At 70.0% G+C, this 14,456-nt stretch carries 15 protein-coding genes; 8 read left to right on the plus strand and 7 right to left on the minus strand.

Annotation, left to right across the window (positions count from 1 at the left end; all coding sequences use genetic code 11):
* Positions 1-31: 31 nt before the first annotated feature.
* Both AB0C27_RS16240 and AB0C27_RS16245 read right to left on the minus strand, forming a co-directional pair.
* Positions 32-754 (minus strand): polysaccharide deacetylase family protein, encoded by a 723-nt coding sequence (locus tag AB0C27_RS16240; protein WP_357844031.1) that lies wholly within the window; start codon positions 752-754, stop codon positions 32-34.
* A 54-nt stretch (positions 755-808) separates the two neighbouring features.
* The gene (locus AB0C27_RS16245) at positions 809-2,011 is read right to left on the minus strand and encodes an MFS transporter (RefSeq protein ID WP_357844034.1); all 1,203 of its coding nucleotides are present in this window, start codon (positions 2,009-2,011) and stop codon (positions 809-811) included.
* 94 nt (positions 2,012-2,105) lie between these two features.
* On the opposite strand from AB0C27_RS16245, the gene AB0C27_RS16250 reads away from it, so the two are divergent.
* Complete coding sequence (locus tag AB0C27_RS16250) at positions 2,106-3,341, plus strand: lytic transglycosylase domain-containing protein (RefSeq protein WP_357844037.1); 1,236 nt, start codon at positions 2,106-2,108, stop codon at positions 3,339-3,341.
* An 88-nt stretch (positions 3,342-3,429) separates the two neighbouring features.
* On the opposite strand, the gene AB0C27_RS16255 is transcribed toward AB0C27_RS16250, so the two are convergent.
* Positions 3,430-4,380, minus strand: a complete 951-nt coding sequence (locus AB0C27_RS16255; RefSeq protein ID WP_357844040.1) for a ferrochelatase — start codon at positions 4,378-4,380, stop codon at positions 3,430-3,432.
* Positions 4,381-4,391: 11 nt separating this feature from the next.
* On the opposite strand from AB0C27_RS16255, the gene AB0C27_RS16260 reads away from it, so the two are divergent.
* Both AB0C27_RS16260 and AB0C27_RS16265 read left to right on the plus strand, forming a co-directional pair.
* A complete protein-coding gene (locus AB0C27_RS16260; RefSeq protein ID WP_357844044.1) occupies positions 4,392-6,413 on the plus strand; it encodes an alpha/beta fold hydrolase in 2,022 nt (673 codons plus the stop codon).
* Positions 6,413-7,201 carry an inositol monophosphatase family protein gene (locus AB0C27_RS16265; protein WP_357844047.1) on the plus strand — a complete coding sequence of 263 codons (789 nt, stop codon included), beginning with the start codon at positions 6,413-6,415 and terminating at the stop codon, positions 7,199-7,201. Before AB0C27_RS16260 ends, AB0C27_RS16265 begins: the two co-directional genes overlap by 1 nt.
* A 65-nt stretch (positions 7,202-7,266) precedes the next feature.
* On the opposite strand, the gene AB0C27_RS16270 is transcribed toward AB0C27_RS16265, so the two are convergent.
* Positions 7,267-7,431: a hypothetical protein gene (locus AB0C27_RS16270; protein ID WP_165974805.1), complete on the minus strand. Its 165-nt coding sequence runs from the start codon at positions 7,429-7,431 to the stop codon at positions 7,267-7,269.
* Between the two features lie 237 nt (positions 7,432-7,668).
* Between AB0C27_RS16270 and AB0C27_RS16275 the strand changes: the two genes are divergently transcribed.
* The 4 genes from AB0C27_RS16275 (at position 7,669) to AB0C27_RS16290 (ending at position 11,163) form a co-directional block, all read left to right on the plus strand.
* Positions 7,669-8,322, plus strand: coding sequence for a response regulator transcription factor (locus AB0C27_RS16275; RefSeq protein ID WP_346101226.1), 654 nt, complete (start codon positions 7,669-7,671; stop codon positions 8,320-8,322).
* 158 nt (positions 8,323-8,480) lie between these two features.
* Positions 8,481-9,629, plus strand: a complete 1,149-nt coding sequence (locus AB0C27_RS16280; protein WP_357844051.1) for a HAMP domain-containing sensor histidine kinase — start codon at positions 8,481-8,483, stop codon at positions 9,627-9,629.
* A gap of 321 nt (positions 9,630-9,950) precedes the next feature.
* Positions 9,951-10,250, plus strand: a complete 300-nt coding sequence (locus tag AB0C27_RS16285; protein ID WP_090929286.1) for a DUF4193 domain-containing protein — start codon at positions 9,951-9,953, stop codon at positions 10,248-10,250.
* Between the two features lie 88 nt (positions 10,251-10,338).
* On the plus strand, positions 10,339-11,163 hold the full coding sequence (locus AB0C27_RS16290) for a hypothetical protein (RefSeq protein ID WP_357844055.1): 825 nt from the start codon (positions 10,339-10,341) through the stop codon (positions 11,161-11,163).
* 71 nt (positions 11,164-11,234) lie between these two features.
* On the opposite strand, the gene AB0C27_RS16295 is transcribed toward AB0C27_RS16290, so the two are convergent.
* Genes AB0C27_RS16295 through paaI form a run of 3 tightly spaced genes read right to left on the minus strand, consistent with a single transcriptional unit; the run spans position 11,235 to position 13,511 of the window.
* Entirely contained in the window at positions 11,235-11,843 is a 609-nt protein-coding gene (locus AB0C27_RS16295; protein ID WP_357844058.1) for a TetR/AcrR family transcriptional regulator, read from the minus strand.
* 4 nt (positions 11,844-11,847) lie between these two features.
* Positions 11,848-13,146: a phenylacetate--CoA ligase PaaK gene (gene paaK, locus AB0C27_RS16300; protein ID WP_357844061.1), complete on the minus strand. Its 1,299-nt coding sequence runs from the start codon at positions 13,144-13,146 to the stop codon at positions 11,848-11,850.
* Entirely contained in the window at positions 13,143-13,511 is a 369-nt protein-coding gene (gene paaI / locus AB0C27_RS16305) for a hydroxyphenylacetyl-CoA thioesterase PaaI (protein ID WP_346101301.1), read from the minus strand. Before paaI ends, paaK begins: the two co-directional genes overlap by 4 nt.
* A 97-nt stretch (positions 13,512-13,608) precedes the next feature.
* Here paaI and AB0C27_RS16310 point away from each other — a divergent pair, with 97 nt between their 5' ends.
* Entirely contained in the window at positions 13,609-14,418 is an 810-nt protein-coding gene (locus tag AB0C27_RS16310) for a 3-hydroxyacyl-CoA dehydrogenase family protein (protein WP_357844064.1), read from the plus strand.
* The last annotated feature ends 38 nt before the right edge of the window (positions 14,419-14,456 follow it).

Here is a 14,456-nt window from a genome sequence, read left to right on the forward strand (position 1 = left end):
AGAGCATCGTTCCGTTAGACGCGAACGATACTCACTTCTCCCAGCCTTCTGGAACGGGGAAGATGTCGCCGGGCTCGAGGTTCTGGCTCTTGATCACGTCGGAGACCGTCACCAGGTGGTAGCCCTTGTGCTTGAGCGTCTTGATGAGCGAGGGCATGCCGTCCACGGTCTGCTTGACCCAGTCGTGCATCAGGATGATGCCGTTGGGCTTGGCCACGGCCAGCGTCTGCTTCTGGATGGCCTTGACGTTCTTGGAGCTCCAGTCCTGCGAACCGGCGGTCCACAGGATCATCGGCATGCCGAACTCGGCGGCGATGTCGGAGACCTGGAGGTCGGCCAGCCCGTACGGCGGGCGCAGCAGCTTGGGCTCGACACCCGCCGCCTTCTTCACCGCGTCCTGGGTCTTCTGGATCTCGCTCTTGATGGTCCCGGCCTCGCTCTTGGTGAAGTCGGGGTGGCTGTAGCTGTGGTTGCCGAGCTCGTGGCCCTCGGCGGCCATGCGCTTGACGTAGGAGGGGCGGCTCTTCACGTATTGGCCCTCAAGGAAGAACGTCGCCTTGGCGTCGTACTTCTTGAGCGTGTCGAGCAGCGTGCCGGCGTACTTGCCCGGTCCGTCGTCGAAGGTCAGCGCGATGCACTTGACCTGCGAACAGTCGATGGGCTCCTTCTTCGGCGCCTGAGCCGACGCGGGCGCCGGGGCGACGGCGACGCAGACAGCCGCGATTGCTAGAAGTGATGTGATTCGTCGGGACATAACAAATGCTTCCGGTGTGATGGGTGTTGCGAGGGATGTCCCGACGGTAGCGGATCACGTCTGCGACGGTGAAGGAGCCTCGGGAAGTCTCAGCAAACCCGAACCTCCGATCCCGACCGCCACGGCCAGGGCGGCGGCGCAGACGGAGAAGACGTACGCGCTTGAGGCGCCGTACGACTCGGTGAGAGCCCCGCCCGCCCACGAGCCCAGCGCCACCCCGAACCCGATCGCGGTCGAGATCCAGGCCATGCCCTCGGTGAGCAGCGACTGCGGCACCATCCGCTCGGTGATCGAGAAGACCGTGATGAGCGTCGGGGAGATGGCGAACCCGGCCAGGAACAGCGCCCCCGCCATGATCCACGGGCTGCCGATGAACATGATCGGCACCAGCCCCACCACGAACAGTCCGAGCGCCCTGACGAACCGCTTGCGCAGCGGGATCCGCCAGTTCCGCGAGCCGAACCAGAGCCCCGACACCATCGACCCGCCCGCGAAGGCGGCCAGCAGGAACCCGGAGACCCCCTTCACGCCGTGCTCGTCGGCGAAGGCCACCGTGATCAGGTCGACCGACCCGAAGATCGCGCCCAGCGCCAGGGAGACGCAGGCCAGCAGGGCGATGCCGGGGATCAGGATGGGCGAGCCCGCCGACGACCTGATCTCCTGCACGGGCGGCTGGGTGTCTCGCTGCGTCGCCAGCGCCAGGCTGCCGGCCAGCATGCACAGCAGCGCCACGATCAGCCCCGCGTACGGGTTCACGCTGGTCGCCAGCACCGTGACCAGCGCGGGCCCGGTGACGAAGACGACCTCGTCGGCCACCGACTCGAACGCGAACGCGGTGTGCAGCCGGCCGGAGCCGCCGTAGATGACCGACCAGCGGGCCCGCACCATCGAGCCGATCGACAGCGAGGTCGCGCCCACGACGAGCCCGCTGGCGTAGAACGTCCAGTCGGGCAGCCCCCACCCGGCGAAGCCCATCATGGCCGCCAGCGCGACCGCGTTGACGACCGCGAACGGCGGGATCACCCGCCCCTGCCCGAATCTGTCCACGAGCCGGCCCGACAGCGGCGCGGCGATGGCGAAGGCCACGTTGGTGGTGGCGGCGACCGCCCCGGCGGTGGCGTAGGAGCCGGTCAGGGTGGAGATCAGCAGGATGATGCCGATGCCGAGCATCGACATCGGCATCCGGCCGATGAACCCGGCCAGCACGAACGCTTTGACGCCGGGCCTGTCGAACAACCCCCGGTAAGGCCCGACCACGCTGTTTCCCCCTTACTAAAAAGCAGCTAACCATTGCGCACCGTATGTCCGGATGGCAAGTCGGTTTCTGGTGGGGTGAGTTAACGTGTCCCGGGTGTCGGGTCTTCCCTCGTTCCGTGCGGTCATGCTCATGGTCATCGCGGTGCTCGCCGCCACGGTGGCGGCCGGCGGGGTCGTCGTGCTCGTGAGCGACGACGTGGTCGGCAGCACGGTCGGCAGCACGCAGGAGCCGCCCGTACGCGGGAAGCCGAGCCCGAGTCAGTCACCCGCGCCCCGCCTCGACCAGCTCGTCCCCACCGCGGCACCAGTAAAGGACCCGGTCAGAGACCTCGCGCGGGCGGGCACCAAGGTCACCGCGACGCCGCCGCGCGTGCTGGCCATCGCCCCCGGCACCGTGCCCAAGCAGACCAGGTTCCGCCTCGGCGAGCTCGCGAGCGTGCGCAAGGCGACCGTGGTGGACGCGGGCGCGGTCAAGGTGTCGGGCACCTCGATCAACCTGCTGGCGGTGGACCCGGCGGACTTCCGCTCATGGACGCCGCAGCCCGTCGCCGACCAGCCCGCGGTGTGGCAGGCGCTGGCCAGGGGCGAGCTCGTGACCGACGCGGCCGCGATGCGCAAGTTCGGCATGATCCTCGGCGCCGTGTACCAGGTGGACGGCGGGCCCCGGCTGCGCGTCGCGGCCTCGGCCCCGCTCGGGCTGCACGGCGTGGACGGGCTCGTGAGCGCCGATCTGGGCAGGCGGCTGGGGTTCGCACAGGGGGTGGCGGTGCTGCTGCACGGCAAGGCGGGCAAGATCCGCGAGTCGGGCGTACGCCGGCTGCTCGGCAAGAGCGCCCAGATCGTCATGCTGGACGCCTCCGCCCGCACCGCCAAGCAGCGCCAGCCTACCCAGCAGCAGACCGCCCAGGACCAGCCCGCCCAGGGCCAGCCGCAGCAGGTCACCGTCGGCCGCCCCGGCAGCTACCTGGAGCTCTACAAGGCCTCGGCCACCCGCTGCCCCGGCCTGTCCTGGACGGTGCTGGCCGCGATCGGGCAGGTGGAGAGCAGCCACGGGCGCAACAACGGCCCTTCGAGCGCGGGCGCTCTCGGGCCGATGCAGTTCATGCCCGCCACCTGGAAGCACTACGGCGTCGACGGCGACGGGGACGGCAAGAAGGACATCTGGAGCCCGTACGACGCCGTGCCCGGCGCCGCCAACTACCTGTGCGCGAACAAGGCCGGCCAGGGCGGCGAGCGGCTGCGCAAGGCGATCTGGTTCTACAACCACTCGTGGGACTACGTGAACAAGGTCATGGGCATCGCCGAGGCGTACGCCCGCACCTACGCCTGAGCGCCGCACCACGCCTGAGCGCCCGCACCTACGCCTGAGCGCCGCACCACGCCTGAGCGCCCGCACCTACGCCTGAGCGGACGCGCCGCTATGCCTGGGGACGGCGGCGGGGAGGCGGGCAGCAGGTGAGCGGGCACGGCGCCGGCTCCGGCTCCTCCAGCAGCTCGCGCACCATCTGGACGAAGCGCGGATGGGTGCCCGCCGTCGCGGCGCGCTCCATCGGCAGGCCCAGCTCCGCCGCCACCGCCTTCGCCTCGGTGTCGAGGTCGTAGACGACCTCCATGTGGTCGGAGACGAACCCGATCGGCACCAGCACCACGGACCCGGCGTCGATCTTGCGCAGATGGTCGCACACGTCCGGCTCCAGCCACGGCACCTGCGGCGGGCCGCTGCGCGACTGCCACACCAGGTCCCATGGCTGGTCGCGGCCGAGTGCCCGGCTGACCAGCTCGGCGCTCCTGCGCAGCTGCGCCTCGTAGAGCCCGCCGGACGGCCCGGCCGTCTCGGCCATCGAGACGGGGATGCTGTGGGCGGTGAAGACGAGCCGCGCGTCGTCGCGGCCGAGCCGGTCGAGCGCCGCGCGGGTGCGGTCGGCCATCGCGGCCACGAACCCGGGGTGCTCGCCGTAGTGGCGCAGTTTGACCAGCTCAGGGCCGCCTTCGACGGAGATGCGGTCGATGTCCTCGTAGTACTGCCTGCAGCTGGAGTAGCCGGCGAACGCGGAGGTGGCGAACACGGCGGCCTTCCGCACGCCGTCCGCCCGCATCTGACGTACGGTGTCCTCGCCGAACGGGTGCCAGTTGCGGTTGCCCCAGTAGACCGGCATCCCGGCGACCGGGCGCAACGCCTCGACCAGCGCGCGGTTCTGCTCGTTGATCGGGCTGACCCCGCCGAAGCTCTGGTAGTGCTCGGCCACTTCGAGCAGCCGTTCGCGGGGCACGCCCCGCCCGCGCACGACGTTCTCCAGGAACGGCATCACGTCGTCGGGCCCCTCGGGACCGCCGAACGACAGGACCAGCAAGGCGTCGTAAATTCCCACGTGACAACCCTATGTGGGAGTGTCTCCGGTCTCCGCCGCGAGGTAGGTTCGATCGAGTGAGCGCATTCAACGACATACGTGACTATGTGGCCATCCCCCGGGTTCTGTCGCTGCGGCTATCGCCCGACGGCTCCAGACTCGTCTCCACCGTCCAGTCCCTCAACCCTGACGGCAAGTCGTTCGGCACCGCGCTCTGGGCCATTCCCGTGGACGGCGAGCCGTACCGGCTGACGCGCTCGGCCAAGGGTGAGTCCGCCGCCGTCTTCACCGCGGCCGGGGACGTGCTGTTCACCTCCGCGCGGCCCGACGTGACCGTCAAGGACTCCACTGACGAGGTGCCGTCGTTGTGGCTGCTGCCCCGTGTGGGCGGTGAGGCCCGCCAGGTGGCCGCCAGGCCCGGCGGCATCGGCGCCGTGCGCACGGCCGGCGACGTGGTCGTGTTCTCCTCCGACGTGCTCGACGGCGAGGAGGCGGCCGAGCAGGACAAGCGCAAGGCCCGCAAGGACGCCGGGATCAGCGCCATCCTGCACGAGGGCTACCCCGTCCGTTACTGGGACCACGACCTCGGGCCAGGCCGGCCCCGGCTTTTCGCGGCCAGGCTCGGCGCGGACCGCCTGGAGGACGTACGCGACCTGACCCCCGACGCGGGCGAGGCGCTGCGCGAGGGCGGGTTCGAGCTGACCCCCGACGGCGCCACCGTGATCACCACCTGGCGCGAGTTCCTGCCGGACGGCCAGTGGCGCACCGACCTGGTGGCCATCGACGTGGCCAGTGGCGAGCGGCGCGTGCTGCTGACCGACGAGGCCCACGACTTCAACGGCCCGATGGCGGTCTCTCCCGACGGGACCAGGATCGCCTGCTCCCGCGAGCGGCACACCGGATACGACGTCTCGGCGCGCAGCGAGCTGTGGATCGCCGATCTCGCCAGTGGCGAGGGCCGCGCGTACGCGCCCGACCTGTTCCCGATGGACGTCGAGTGGGCTCCCGACAGCTCCGCCGTCTACCTCGTGGCCGACCACCAGGGCCGTCGCCCGATCTTCCGTGTTCTCCTCGATGGGGAAACGGTCAGGCTGACCCAGGACGACGCCGCCTACCTCGGGCTCAGCCCGTCCCCCGACGGCCGCTTCGTCTACGCCCTGCGCAGCGCCGTCAACCTCGCGCCCGGGCCGGCCAGGATCGACGCCGCCACCGGCGACATCGCCGACCTGCCGACGCCCGCGCCGCGCCCCGAGGTGCCCGGCACGCTGACCGAGATCTCCGCCACCGCCGACGACGGCGCCACCATTCGGGGCTGGCTCGTCCTGCCCGAGGGGGCCTCCGCCGCCGACCCGGCGCCGTTCCTGCTGTTCATCCACGGCGGCCCGGTGGCCTCCTGGAACGACTGGCAGTGGCGCTGGCAGGCGTGGATCATGGCCCAGCACGGGTACGCCGTCCTGCTGCCCGACCCCTGCCTGTCCACCGGCTACGGCCAGGAGATGATCGACCGCGGCTGGGGCAACTGGGGCCCGCGCACCCAGGCCGACCTCGACGCGATCGTGGACGTGGCCCTGGCCAGGGACGACATCGACAGCGAGCGCGTCGCCGCGCTCGGCGGCTCGTTCGGCGGCTACATGGCCAACTGGCTCGCCGGCCACACCGACCGCTACCAGGCCATCGTCACCCACGCCTCGCTGTGGCACCTCGACCAGTTCGCCGGCACCACCGACGCGGCCATGTACTGGCAGCGCGAGTTCGGCGTCCCCGGCGGCGAGCGCTACCAGCTGCTGTCGCCGCACCTCTCGCTCGACAAGATCACCACCCCGCTGCTCGTCATCCACGGCGACAAGGACTACCGGGTGCCGATCGGCGAGGCCCTGCGGTTGTGGTGGGACCTGCGCCGTACGGAGGTGGACTCGAAGTTCCTCTACTTCCCCGACGAGAACCACTGGATCCTCAAGCCGGGCAACGCCGTCGCCTGGTATGAGACCGTGCTCGCCTTCCTCGCCCAGCACGTGCTCGGCCAGGAGTGGAAGCGTCCGGACTCGGTGGCGTGATGACGGACTTCCTGAGACTGGCCGAGGAGATCGCCCGCGAGGCGGGGGAGATGATCCTGGCCAAGCGGCCGACCATGTCGGCCGAGATCGAGACCAAGTCCAGCCCCACCGACGTCGTCACCACGCTGGACAAGGCGTCGGAGGAGCTGATCCGCGACCGCATCCTGTCGGCCAGGCCCGGCGACCGGATCCTCGGCGAGGAAGGTGGCGAGGCGCCCGGCGAGTCCGACGTGCGCTGGATCGTCGACCCGATCGACGGCACGGTCAACTTCCTCTACGGCCTGCCCGACTGGGCCGTGTCGATCGCCGTGGAGGTCGACGGCCGGATCGTGGCGGGCGTCGTCAACGTGCCGGCGCGCGGCGAGGTCTTCACCGCCGCGCTCGGCGAGGGCGCCTGGCTCGGGCCGGAGCGGCTGCGCTGCAACACGGGCGTGCCGCTTTCGCAGGCCCTGGTCGCCACCGGGTTCGGCTACTTCAAGGAGCGGCGGGCCGTCCAGGGCGAGGTGGTGGCGCAGGTCGTGCCGCGCGTACGCGACATCCGGCGCGGCGGCTCGTGCGCCATCGACATGTGCTCGCTGGCGGCGGGCCGGGTGGACGCCTACTACGAGCGCGGGGTCAACCAGTGGGACTTCTCGGCGGCCGGGCTGGTGGCCACCGAGTCGGGCGCCAGGCTGGGCGGGCTGCACGGCAGGCCGGTCAGCCCCGACTACGCGCTGTGCGCGGCTCCAGGACTGTTCGAGGAGCTGCACGACCTGCTGGCCGGGCTCAACCCCGAACGCGACGCCTGACGTCCTCAGGCGAAGGTGTCATGGGCGAAACGGCCGGAGCCTGGCTCCGGCCGTTTCGCGTTCAGCTAGCGGGGCAACGGGATGCCGTGATCGTCGGCCAGCCGTCGCAGGTCCTCGATCTCGGCGGTGAGGGTGTCGGCGAGGTAGTCGTCGCCGACGCTGCGGGCCTCCCGAAGGCCCTTGTAAGCCTGGTCGAGGCGGTGTTCGATCGTGGTCGTGAACTCGCCCATCTCACCTACTCTCTGGGGGTTCGATCCGTGTGGGGGGCGAAGTTACCCCATTGCCGGATGAAGACTGGGCAATGGGTGTCCCGCAGGCATACCCCGGCTCGTCGCCCTCCGAAACATGAAATTCGCCTCGCTCCGCATCTCCGGGGGGTCACCCCGCCCTGAACATGCCTTACCGTGCGCTTATCGAGGTGGTGGGCACAATGAGGGCCCAGAATTCGGGAAAGAGGTGTGCCAGGCGTGCGAGTGCTGGTGGTTGAGGATGAGCGGGTGCTCGCCGACGCGATCGCGACGGGGCTGCGGCGCGAAGCGATGGCGGTCGACGTCGCCTACGACGGCGGCGGCGCGCTCGAACGGACCTCCTACATCGACTACGACGTCATCGTGCTCGACCGCGACCTGCCCGTCGTCCACGGCGACGAGGTGTGCCGGCGGCTGGTCGAGCAGCGAACGGCCTCGCGGATCCTCATGCTGACCGCGTCCGGCGACGTGGACGACAAGGTGGAGGGGCTCGGCCTCGGGGCCGACGACTACCTTGCCAAGCCGTTCGTCTTCGTCGAGCTGGTCGCCCGGGTCCGCGCGCTCGGCCGCCGCTCCGCCCCCGCCCTGCCGCCCGTGCTCGAACGCGCCGGCATCCGGCTCGACCCGGGCAAGCGGCTGGTGGAGCGCGACGGCAAGGAGGTCGTGCTGACGAAGAAGGAGTTCGCGGTGCTCGAAGAGCTGATGCGGGCCGAGGGCGCCGTCGTCAGCCAGGAGGACCTGCTGGACAAGGCATGGGACGAGAACATCGATCCCTTCACCAACGTGGTCCGCGTGACCATGATGACGCTGCGGAAGAAGCTGGGCGAGCCTCAGGTGATCGAGACCGTGCCCGGGGTTGGGTACAAGTTGTGACTGAAAGGCCAGAACGCGAGGCGGGGCCGACGCACCCCATGATCAGCCCGCATTCGGCGCGGAAGGCGACGCGGGTGCAGGAGGCGCCGCCGCCGACGGGGCCGCCCGCGTGGGACGGCCCCCCTCCGCCGGCGCGCCAGCCCGTTCAGCGCTCCACCATGGAACGTGTGAAGGAGCTCCCCGCCAAGGTCAGCATCCGGTGGCGGCTGACGATCACCTACGGCGCGCTCGTGTTCGGGGCCGGGGCGATGCTGCTCATCTCGGTCTACGCCATCGTCGGCACGGCCATCAGCACGGCCTGGCCGGACATCGATCTCGGGCTGGGCCCTACGTACGAGAACGAGCAGTTGCAGCGAAGCTGGCGCAAGTTCCAGGAACTGGCCATCGCCAACGCCCGTGACGGACTGCTCAGCAGCGCACCCTTCGCGCTGGTGGGCGTGGGGATCCTGGCGCTCATCATCGGCTACTTCGTGGCCGACCGGGCGCTCAAGCCCGTCGCGCAGATGACCGCCACCGCCAAGAAGCTGTCGGAGAGCACGCTCGCCCACCAGCGCATCGCCCTGGAGGGCCCGAGCGACGAGCTGAAGGAGCTGGCCGACACCTTCGACGCCATGCTCGCCCGGCTCAACGTCGCCTTCGACACCCAGCGCAGGTTCGTGGCCAACGCCTCTCATGAGTTGCGTACGCCGCTGACCATCAACAGGACGGTCCTGGAGATCGCACTGTCCGATCCCGAGGCGTCCGCGGACCTGAAAGCGCTCGGGCGTACCCTGCTCGAAGTCAACGCGCGAAACGAGAAGCTCATCGAAGGGCTGCTGCTGCTCGCCAGGAGCGAACGCGAACTCGCGGTGCGTAAACCGCTCGACGTTCAGGAAGTCGCGCAGACGGCCGTGGAACAGGTCACTCCCTTCGCCGAGGAGCACGGCGTAACCATCACCACCGAACTGGTCAGCGCGCCTACCGTGGGCGATCCCGTGCTCCTGGAGCGCTCCGTGAGCAACCTGCTGGAGAACGCGGTCAAGTACAACGTTCCCGAAAACGGAAAAGTATGGATCCGGACGGGAATGGCGGACGGTGCCTTGGTTGTTCAGGTGGCCAACACGGGGCAGCACGTCCCGGCGTACGAGGTGAACAGCCTGTTCGAGCCCTTCAGGAGGCTCCACGCCGACCGCGTGGAATCGGCCAAGGGATCGGGGCTCGGGCTGTCCATCGTCCGTGCGGTGGTACAGGCGCACGGCGGAAATGTGACCGCCGTGCCACGCGATGGTGGAGGACTTGTCGTGACCATCAGACTGCCGAGGCGCTGACACCCGTGGCGTTCCGGCGCGTTCGTCCGCATGTTGATGCGCGTGTTGAGGCACGGGGGGCGTCTCATTCGCGCCGCACATGTGGTTGGATGTGCCGTCGAACACGGTGGTGCATGACGCCAAGGCTGTGGGTTTCGCCATATTTGGCTAACCATTGCCGTCGGCAGCAGGCCCTGACGTGTTGGGAGGTTCGTTGTTCGTTTCCGCGGGGTACCGATGGGAAATCTCCCCGACGGAACGGGCACAAGATGGGCTTCCCGGACGTTAGAAGACGCGCGATGAGCGCGAAGACATATAGCTGAGGGGGATGGAGTAAGCACAATGGCTACCGACTACGACAGCCCGCGCAAGACAGATGACGACCTGGGGGAGGACAGCCTCCAGGAACTTCAGGCGCGGCGCACGGACAAGTCGTCCGGCAGTATCGACATCGACGAGACCGATCTCGCCGAGTCGCTCGAACTGCCCGGCGCCGATCTGTCCAACGAGGAGCTGTCCCTGCGGGTGATCCCCCGTCAGGCCGACGAGTTCACCTGCTCACGCTGCTTCCTGGTGCATCACCGTAGCCAACTGGCCTCCGAGAGGAACGGTCAGCAGGTCTGCCGGGAGTGCGCCGCCTGATCATCTGGAGCGAGCGGTCTCGGGGAGATGGCGAGGACCGGTATCGGTTCGTCCCTGAGCGATCGCGACCAAGACATGGAGGCATCGCGTGGCCGTACCAGAGAAAGACCGTCAACCAGGCAGTGAGGTCGCCGACCCCGATAACGAGGTCGGCGAGCTCGTAGGCAGGCTCACCGCGCCAGGTGAGCTCGAACCGGCCGAGCGGCGCAGGCTGCTCGGCCGACTAGCCCGGGCGCTGTCCACCGGGGCCAGGAAGGCCCGGGAGACCGGCGCGGGCCGTGGCCGCTGGCTGGCGGACGTCTTCCTCAACATCGCGCCGCGCATCCCCATCCGGGACCTGCACACCCTCGCCGAGCATCATCACGGCCTGACCGGCGAGGAACTCGCCGACGACCTGGTGCGCACCGCCCAGAAGGCCACGATGACGGTCGGCGCCATCGGCGGAGCACTGGCAGCGGCAGAGTTCGCCGCGCCACCCCTCCTGCTCTCCGCCCCCGCCCAGCTCGTCGCCGAGACCATCGTCGTCGCCGCCATCGAGGTCAAGCTGCTGGCCGAGCTGCACGAGGTCTACGGCGTACGCGTCCAGGGCACCGGCACCCAGCGCGCGATCGCGTTCACGGCCGCCTGGGCGAAACAGCGCGGCATCGACCCGCTGGCCCCCGCGTCCGTCACCCTGGCGCTCGGCGCCGCCACCAAGACCGCCCTGCGCAACCGGCTCATGCGCACGCTGGGCCGTCACCTGACCACCTTCGGGCCCTTCCTGACCGGCGCGGTCGCCGGCGGCGCGCTCAACCGCATGGCCACGAAGAAACTGGGCGAGGCCATCCGTGCCGACCTGCGCGTGAAGCTGCCCCCGGGCGGCGTGCCCGGCGCGGTCGGCTCCGCACCGGCCCGCGACCAGCTCGACGCCTGAACGGCCCACGCCTGAACGCCCGGCCCGACGCCTGAGCGCCCCCACGCCTGAGCAGCCGCCTGAACGGCCGGCTAAGCGGCCGGATCGACGCGCAGGCCGCCGAAGGTCATCTTGAGCAGCGCGTCGGCCAGATCGTCCGCCGAGGCGCCACGCGCCGGCTGATACCACTCGGTGATCGAGTTGACGCTGCCGAACAGCAGCCGCGTCACCAGCCCGGGATCGACGTCCGCCCTGATGCTGCCCTCCACCGCCGCCTCCGTGACCAGGCCGCTGATGAACCGGTCGAACTCCCGCCGCCGCGCCAGCGCCGCCTGCTCCGTCCCGCTGTTGCCGCGCACCCGCAGCAGCAGCGTCACGTACGGCAGCCGGTCGATGAGCAGGCGCACGCTCTGGCGCACCACCCACTCCAGGCGCTCGATCGCCGCCCCCGAGCAGGCGCGCTCGTCGGCCACCATCTCGAACAGCCCGTCGAGCGCCCGGTCGAGCGCACGTGACAGCAGCTGCTCCTTGCCCGGCACGTGGTAGTAGATGGCCGACTTGGTCACCCCCAGCGCCCTGGCCAGGTCTTCCATGCTGGTGCCGTCGTAGCCGCGCTCGTTGAACACGCCCACGGCGGTGGCCAGCACGGACTCGGGGTCATGGCCCCGCCTGCGCGGCCGGGTGGGGGTCGGAGTGGCCATGTGCCTAAGTATCCCGCTTGTCGATGACTCGTCTGAGCTTGCCGACCGACCGTTCCAGCGTCTCGGGGTCTACCACCTCGACCTCGACGCTCACCCCGACGGTGTCCTTGACCGCCTGGCGCAGCCGTTCGCCCGCCTCGTCCCGCCCGTCGCCGAGCCCGGGGCGCGCCTCGACCCTGACCGTCATCACGTCGAGCCGCCCGGGGCGGGTGAGGTGCAGCTGGAAGTGCGGCGACAGGCCCGCGACGCCCAGCACGACCTCCTCGATCTGGGTCGGGAACACGTTCACGCCGCGCAGGATGATCATGTCGTCGGTACGCCCGGTGACCTTCTCCATCCGCCGGAAGGCCGGCCTGGCGGTGCCGGGCAGCAGCCGGGTCAGGTCGCGCGTACGGTAGCGGATGACCGGCATGGCCTCCTTGGTCAGGCTGGTGAAGACCAGCTCGCCCTCCTCGGCCGGCTCGCCGGTGAGCGGGTCGACGGTCTCGGGGTAGAAGTGGTCCTCCCAGACGTGCAGGCCGTCCTTGCTCTCGACGCACTCGTTCGCCACGCCGGGACCCATCACCTCCGACAGGCCGTAGATGTCGACGGCGTGCAGATCGAAGCGGTCCTCGATCTCCAGGCGCATCCGCTCGGTCCACGGTTCGGCGCCGAAGATGCCGATGCGCGGCGAGGAGGCCCGCGGGTCCAGGCCCCTGGCGGCGAACTCGTCCAGCAGCGCCAGCATGTACGACGGCGTCATCATCACGATGTCGGGCCGGAAATCCTCGATCAGCAGCACCTGCCGCTGCGTCATGCCGCCGGAGACGGGCACCACCGTGCAGCCCAGCCGTTCGGCCCCGTAGTGGGCGCCCAGCCCGCCGGTGAACAGGCCGTAGCCGTAGGCGATGTGCACGATGTCGCCGGGCCGCCCACCGGAGGCGCGGATCGAGCGGGCCATGACCTCCGCCCAGACGTCGAGGTCGTGCCGGGTGTAGCCGACCACGGTCGGCCGGCCGGTGGTGCCGCTGGAGGCGTGCACCCTGGCGACCCGCTCGCGGGGGACGGCGAACATGCCGAACGGGTAGCTGTCGCGCAGGTCCTGTTTCGTGGTGAACGGGAACTTCGCCAGGTCGCCGAGCTCTTTGCAGTCGTTCGGGTGCACCCCTGCCTGATCGAACTTGTCCCGATAAAGCGGGACATTGCGGTAGGCGTGGTCGAGGGTGTGCCGCAGCCGTTCGAGCTGGAGCGCCTGCAACTCGTCGCGGGACACCCGCTCGATCGGGTCGAGCTCGTGGGGTGCGGGGGGATCGCCAAGTCTCACTTCAGCTCCCGGCTCCGGCCGCGGAACTCCGCGACCACGTGACCGTCTGGTCGGCGCACGGTGATGTCGTAGATGCCGCTGCGGCCGAAACGGGTGCGCTCGGCCGCCTCGGCCACCAGCACGTCGCCCGCGTGCGCGGGGGAGACGAACGTGATCTCCGCCCCGGCCGCGACCGTGACGGGGCCGCGGGTGTTGCACGCGCACGCGAACGCCGTGTCGGCGAGCAGGAACACGTAACCGCCGTGGCAGAGGCCATGGCCGTTGATCATCCGCTCGGTCACCGGCATGCGGCACACCGCCCGGCCCTCGCCCAGCTCCGTCAGCTCGATGCCCAGGGCGGCGGAGGCGGTGTCGGCGTCCATCATGCGACGCGCGCTCTCCAAGGAAGGTCTCCCTTGTCAACTGACCGAATGTTCGGTAAACAAATCATCGGCGGGACTTCCATGTCAAGAGGGTGAATCCATGAGGGTGGCGGTGATCGGCGGAGGGCGCATGGGCGCCGGGATCGCGCAGGTCTTCCTGGTCGCGGGCGAGCGCGTCACCGTGCGGGAGCCGCAGGCCGAGGCCGCCAGGTGGCGCATTGCCGAAGGGCTGGCCATCGCCGAGTCCAAGGGCGCGGTCGACAAGGCCGAGGCGCTGGCCAGGCTCACCATGGGCCCGGTTCCCTCGGACGCCGACCTGGTCGTCGAGGCGGTGCCCGAGGACGCGGCGCTGAAGGCCGAGGTGCTGGCCGAGGCCGAGGCGGCCGTCCAGGAGGGCGCGCTGCTGGCCACCAACACCAGCTCGCTGTCCATCGCCGAGCTGGCCGCCGTGCTCGACCGCCCGGAACGCCTGATCGGCCTGCACTTCTTCAACCCCGTCCCGGTGCAGCGCCTGGTCGAGATCGTCGTCACCAAGGCCACGTCCGGCGAGGTCCTGGAGCGGGCCAGAGACATCGTGGCGGGCATCGGCAAGACGAGCGTCGTGGTGAACGACTCGCCGGGGTTCGCCACCAGCCGGCTGGGCGTGCTGCTCGGGCTGGAGGCCATTCGCATGATGGCGGAGGGCGTGGCATCGGCCGAAGACATCGACACGGCCATGACGCTCGGCTACGGGCATCCGATGGGGCCGCTCAAGCTCACCGACCTGGTCGGTCTCGACGTGCGGCTGGCCATCGCCGAATACCTGCACGCCCGGCTGGGGCCCCGGTTCGAGCCGCCGGCGCTGCTGCGGGACAAGGTCGCCGCCGGTGAGCTGGGCCGTAAGAGCGGGAAGGGGTTCTACGAGTGGTGACCGCGTTCCCCATGAGCTGACCCTGGTCCGGGTCGCGC

The sequence above is a fragment of the Nonomuraea sp. NPDC048882 genome, assembly GCF_040649755.1.
GTDB lineage: Bacteria > Actinomycetota > Actinomycetes > Streptosporangiales > Streptosporangiaceae > Nonomuraea > Nonomuraea maheshkhaliensis.

Coding starts and splice junctions, on each gene's coding strand:
- AB0C27_RS16240 (WP_357844031.1), bottom strand. CDS start 754: ATGTCCCGACGAATCACATCACTTCTAGCAATCGCGGCTGTCTGCGTC.
- AB0C27_RS16260 (WP_357844044.1), top strand. CDS start 4,392: ATGTGGGAGTGTCTCCGGTCTCCGCCGCGAGGTAGGTTCGATCGAGTG.
- AB0C27_RS16265 (WP_357844047.1), top strand. CDS start 6,413: ATGACGGACTTCCTGAGACTGGCCGAGGAGATCGCCCGCGAGGCGGGG.
- AB0C27_RS16270 (WP_165974805.1), bottom strand. CDS start 7,431: ATGGGCGAGTTCACGACCACGATCGAACACCGCCTCGACCAGGCTTAC.
- AB0C27_RS16280 (WP_357844051.1), top strand. CDS start 8,481: ATGGAACGTGTGAAGGAGCTCCCCGCCAAGGTCAGCATCCGGTGGCGG.
- AB0C27_RS16285 (WP_090929286.1), top strand. CDS start 9,951: ATGGCTACCGACTACGACAGCCCGCGCAAGACAGATGACGACCTGGGG.
- AB0C27_RS16295 (WP_357844058.1), bottom strand. CDS start 11,843: ATGGCCACTCCGACCCCCACCCGGCCGCGCAGGCGGGGCCATGACCCC.
- paaI (WP_346101301.1), bottom strand. CDS start 13,511: ATGATGGACGCCGACACCGCCTCCGCCGCCCTGGGCATCGAGCTGACG.
- AB0C27_RS16310 (WP_357844064.1), top strand. CDS start 13,609: ATGAGGGTGGCGGTGATCGGCGGAGGGCGCATGGGCGCCGGGATCGCG.